This is a genomic window from Micromonospora sp. NPDC005324, from assembly GCF_040607155.1.
GTDB lineage: Bacteria > Actinomycetota > Actinomycetes > Mycobacteriales > Micromonosporaceae > Micromonospora > Micromonospora trifolii.
Genome location: NZ_JBEXGE010000108.1, coordinates 1 through 2936, shown reverse-complemented (window position 1 = coordinate 2936; position 2936 = coordinate 1). Strand labels below are relative to the sequence as shown.

The window sequence follows — 2936 nt, the reverse complement described above, 5'->3', positions numbered from 1 at the left end:
CCCGCGTCGGGCCCACACCATGCCCACCGGCAGAAACACCGACAGCCGCACCCACAACACCAAGATCAATCACTCATGAAAGACCGAGGCTAAGGCAACGCTGCTAGTTTGCGCCGCGATGGCCAAGAGTCGTTGTGCGGTGCGCGGCGTGACGCCGAGTTGTCGCGCGAGGGTTCCGCCGAGCCCACGCCGGTCGCGGCCGGCGGCGCGGGCCTCGGTAAGTAGTTCAATGGCGGTGTGAAGCCGTTCATCGTCTGCGTACGGGTGCGGCTTATGGGCACCGGTGGTGCCGGGGGTGCGGCCGGTGGATTGCCGGCCTGTGCGGGCGTCGGCTACGGCCCACACGGTGCGCCGGTACCACCGGCGGCGGATTCGCCCGTCCGACAGCTCCTCGACGCGATCGGGATGGTCGAGCAGGGCGTCGGGCAGATTTCGGTACGAGCTGTAACCAAGGACTTTCGCCGCCGCGCCGGAGCCGATGAGATCCTCCGGGTCGCCGCGGCGGTCAACCTTCGTCAGCTCGGCGCGTTTCGTGGCCTGGTGCGCGGCGTGGAACGCCTCGATGTCGTCGAGCCAAAACCAGTCGTGGCCGTCGCGCCGGAAGCCCTCGGGGAAGTCGAAGCGGGCGCGGTGGCGGTGCCAGTGGTTGACCGTCGAATATGACGCGCCGGTATGTGCGGCGACACCAGCCCGGTCGAAAGCGATCCGTCCGTCCATCACGCGTCGCGCCACGTTGTTCATCCTCCCCGAGATACCTCGTTGCGGCGCCGCCGGTCCAGGCGAGCGTGTCCTTCACCGTACGATCGACGGCACGCTCGGCCCGGGTGAAGGCGGTCGTGTGGTCCGCAGGTGGCCCGGGTGGGCGAGGTGGCCGGCGGGGTTGCGCACACCCTCGGGTGTGCCCGCCGGCCACCGTCCCGCCCCGGTCTACACGTGCGGGCGCAGTAGCCGCCACGCCACCTGCGCCATCCGGTCGATGCGCAGTGCGGCGAGTTTGACCCGCGTGGCGGGTTTGAGGGCGTCGTAGACGGTCAGGATCGCGGCGGCGGTGGTCATGTCCACCACCACCCCGTCGATCTTGCGGCAGTTGCCGCGTGTGACCTCGCGTAGTACCTCGATGACGCGCGGATCGCCTGCGGTGGCGTCGTCGGGTAGCGCGTCGAACTCGACCTGCCCTTCGCAGTCTGGGCAGGTGACGAGGTGCGGGTCGTCGGTGATGCGGGTCAGCGGCCCGTCGTCGGCTGCGCACACCGCGCCGAGGCGGCGTCGGGCCTTCGCGTGGGTGAACGCCGGCCGCTGGTGCCGTGCGGTGTCGGTCATGAGGTCGCCTCCGCGTCTGGCCAGATGCCGAGAGGGTGGCCGGGAATGATGCGGCCTCGTCCGGGCGTGAGGGTGTCGAATACCTCGGAGTAGGTGGCGTGCAGCTCCCCGCGAACGCGTACGAGGTGTTTGCCTCGGGTGAGCTTGGCGGGCAGCGCGTCGACCACGCGGCGGATCAGCCCGTAGAGGTCGCGGGCCTCGATGAGGTCGGCGCAGTCGCGGCAAGTTGGCCACCGTTCCCCCCACGCCTGGGTGACTGCGTGCTCGGTGTCGGTGCGGCGTGACCGGGCCGCTGCGTGCCGAGACCGGTAGTCGCTGACGCTGACGACTCGTGCGGTGACGCGTCGGTGCTCGCTGAATTGGTTGGCGCACCGGTAGATCCAGGCCGCGTCGGGCGCGGAGCAGAAGTCGCACTCGATGATCGGGTCCGGGATCTCGGTGACGGCTACCGGCTCGGGGTCGTGGTCGCCGTTGTCGCTTCGCTTGTTGGCGTGCTGGTACGTCACCATGCCGAGGTCGTTGATGTGGATGCTGACGCCTCGTCGGCAGCGGCGGCAGTATGGCGACTCCAGCAGCGGCGCCGTGGTGGAGCCGAGCGCAGCTCGCTCAATTGGCTCCCCGGACCGGTTGGTCTGCGGACGGTGCGGCATCACTGGTTACTCCCGTGCTGGTTGCGGGTGTTCGGCGAGCCGGTGTTGGCCACGCCAGTGGTGCCGGACGGGTTGAGGGTTAGCCCGAGGCGTAGCCGGCTGAGGTCGACCAGTCGCCGGATCAGGCTCGCGGTTCCGACGCTGAGGTCGGGGTCGTAGTCGTGGGCGATGCGGCAGGCGTCGCGCAGGGCCACGCATGCGGTGGTGAAGGCGGCCTCCAGGGCGGCGTGGTCGTCGGCGCGGGTGCACCTGACGACGTCATCGGCCGGGAAGGTGCGCTCGATGCCGCCGGGAAAGCGCAGCGTGTAGCGGCGCGCGTAGGTGGTGTGCGGGGTGGAGTAGGAGACGTCGGTGACGGTGCCGAGGCGATGTTCGGTGGCGTCGGCGGGGGTGATGACTCGGGCGGTGTCGCCGTATTCCATGGAGCGGTACATCGGTGCTCCGTTCAGAGGCCGGGGTGTGAGGGGTTGGTGGGGTGGTCGGTCTCGCCGTAGCCGTTGATCTCGAAGGCGATGAGCCGGTCGTCGGTCTCGGTGGTGTCGGCGTGCAGGTACAGGCAGGCGGCGCGGCGTTTGACGCCGATGGAGACGCCGTGCACGTCGAGGACGACGTAGGCGGTGCGGTCGCCGGGCTCGCCGGGGTAGACCCGCAGGTGGAGCCGGGTCAGCACCTCGACGCAGACCGGGTCGACCGCGCCGAGCAGAGCGAGCGCCCCGGCGATCTGCTCGGCGCTGACCGTGCGTTGCCCGTCGCCGATGCCGTCGGTGTTCTCGGCGGGGTCGATAGAGGTCGTCATGCCGGCTTCCCGTTCTCGCCGCTCGCCTCGGGCTCCGGGGTGGAGTGGGAGGTGGGTGGGAAGGTGGCGATGGTCTCGCCGAGGACGCCGCCGCCGAGTTGGTCGGTCAGGGCCGCGAGGCCGATGAGGGCGGTGCCGAGGGCGACGGCTTGCGTCGGGGTGCAGCGCAC

Annotated in this window: 5 protein-coding genes; all 5 read right to left on the bottom strand. The window is 70.2% G+C overall.

Annotation, left to right across the window (positions count from 1 at the left end; translation table 11 throughout):
- Nucleotides 1-69 precede the first annotated feature (69 nt).
- Nucleotides 70-741: a hypothetical protein gene (locus ABZS40_RS36505; protein WP_354949293.1), complete on the bottom strand. Its 672-nt coding sequence runs from the start codon at nucleotides 739-741 to the stop codon at nucleotides 70-72.
- 186 nt (nucleotides 742-927) lie between these two features.
- On the bottom strand, nucleotides 928-1320 hold the full coding sequence (locus ABZS40_RS36500) for a hypothetical protein (protein WP_354949291.1): 393 nt from the start codon (nucleotides 1318-1320) through the stop codon (nucleotides 928-930).
- Nucleotides 1317-1970 (bottom strand): hypothetical protein, encoded by a 654-nt coding sequence (locus ABZS40_RS36495; protein WP_354949289.1) that lies wholly within the window; start codon nucleotides 1968-1970, stop codon nucleotides 1317-1319. Before ABZS40_RS36495 ends, ABZS40_RS36500 begins: the two co-directional genes overlap by 4 nt.
- Nucleotides 1970-2404 carry a hypothetical protein gene (locus ABZS40_RS36490; RefSeq protein WP_354949287.1) on the bottom strand — a complete coding sequence of 145 codons (435 nt, stop codon included), beginning with the start codon at nucleotides 2402-2404 and terminating at the stop codon, nucleotides 1970-1972. Before ABZS40_RS36490 ends, ABZS40_RS36495 begins: the two co-directional genes overlap by 1 nt.
- 11 nt (nucleotides 2405-2415) lie before the next feature.
- Nucleotides 2416-2766, bottom strand: a complete 351-nt coding sequence (locus ABZS40_RS36485) for a hypothetical protein (protein WP_354949285.1) — start codon at nucleotides 2764-2766, stop codon at nucleotides 2416-2418.
- Nucleotides 2767-2936: the final 170 nt, after the last annotated feature.